3 protein-coding genes are annotated in these 1,266 nt (G+C 34.8%); 1 reads left to right on the top strand and 2 read right to left on the bottom strand.

Annotated elements, in window-relative coordinates; all coding sequences use genetic code 11:
- Nucleotides 1-330: transposase (locus tag ALKIM_RS0101180; protein ID WP_026473070.1), on the top strand; the 330-nt coding region annotated here is incomplete at its 5' end.
- Between the two features lie 27 nt (nucleotides 331-357).
- Here the strand turns inward: ALKIM_RS0101180 and ALKIM_RS19725 are convergent.
- Both ALKIM_RS19725 and ALKIM_RS0101190 read right to left on the bottom strand, forming a co-directional pair.
- Nucleotides 358-621 carry a VOC family protein gene (locus tag ALKIM_RS19725; RefSeq protein WP_157363691.1) on the bottom strand — a complete coding sequence of 88 codons (264 nt, stop codon included), beginning with the start codon at nucleotides 619-621 and terminating at the stop codon, nucleotides 358-360.
- Between the two features lie 139 nt (nucleotides 622-760).
- Nucleotides 761-1,102 (bottom strand): winged helix-turn-helix transcriptional regulator, encoded by a 342-nt coding sequence (locus tag ALKIM_RS0101190; RefSeq protein ID WP_026473071.1) that lies wholly within the window; start codon nucleotides 1,100-1,102, stop codon nucleotides 761-763.
- Between the last annotated feature and the right edge of the window lie 164 nt (nucleotides 1,103-1,266).

Raw genomic sequence — 1,266 nt, forward strand, 5'->3', positions numbered from 1 at the left:
GAATTTGTTATCATTGCATCGTTCAACAAACAGGACCAAGCACTGATTAACTATAAGGAAAGATGGCAGATAGAAACCATGTTCCGGGCCATGAAAACAAGTGGTTTCAACATAGAAGACACACATCTCAACAAGCTTGAGCGCTTATCTACCTTGATATCCGTTGTTTCCATTGCATTTATTTGGGCTTACCTCGCTGGTATAGACAAACATGAAAAATTGTCACAATTAAAGTCAAAAACACGGAAGAAGAGCCTTCAGTTTCTTCAAGTATGGGTTAATTCGGATTGCTCATGCATTGTCGAACACACTGGATATAAGCGAATTTAACAAATGTGTCAAAGTTTTGTCATGTACTTAGGTAAATTCCTGATAAGCTTTATCTATGTCAAATACCATTACAAGGCAACCACTAAAGTTATTGGTTTTATCCATTCCACTGACTCGGGCAAAATGCAACTCATATCCATTGCGTTTTACAACACCATATTGGTATGGGCGGGTTTGTTTGTAGGTAATCTCAAATCCCATTGTTTCCCAAAAAGATAAGGTGTCCAATATGGATAAACAAGGTAAAACGGGAATCGTTATCCACTCTTTTTGATGCTTTTTATTTTCCATTTTTCCAAAATTTTATTTACTGCAAACCTAAGCACATTCGCTCACAGTACCATTTTTATATACTTTTTTGTATATAAAGGAAAATTAAATCAAGCTTATAAATATTTTGGATTTACAGTTGAAAACAGATTGTTGAGTATCAATTGATTCCTGCTTCTTTCATCAGGGAAATGCCGTATGCTGTCAATTGATCAATTATAGGCAAGGCCTTTCGGGCTTTTTCGGTTAGTTGATATTCCACTCGAGGTGGTTTCTCTGTAAATGCTTGTTTGGTGAGCATACCTTTATCTTCTAATTCACGTAGTTGAGTGAACAGCATTTTGTCTGAAATATGAGGTATAGCTTTTTTCAAATCACCATAACGTACCGAACCGTTCCGAAGACACAATAATATGGGGATTTTCCAAGTGCCACCTATGTGTGCCATTGTAAATTCAATGGGGTTGTAATAGATCCTGTTGTCATATAAAAACTCCTTCATCTGTTTATAATTTGTTTCTTAGTACATGACAAAACAGTTAAATAATTGAAAATCAATTAAATAATAATCTAAAGCATTTGGATAAAACCTTGATATTCAGTATATTACAGCTGATTACCACATCTTTTGTACTATACGTGAACACCAAGGTTGATAACAAATAT

Source organism: Alkaliflexus imshenetskii DSM 15055 (assembly GCF_000517065.1).
In the GTDB taxonomy this organism is placed as follows: Bacteria; Bacteroidota; Bacteroidia; order Bacteroidales; family Marinilabiliaceae; genus Alkaliflexus; species Alkaliflexus imshenetskii.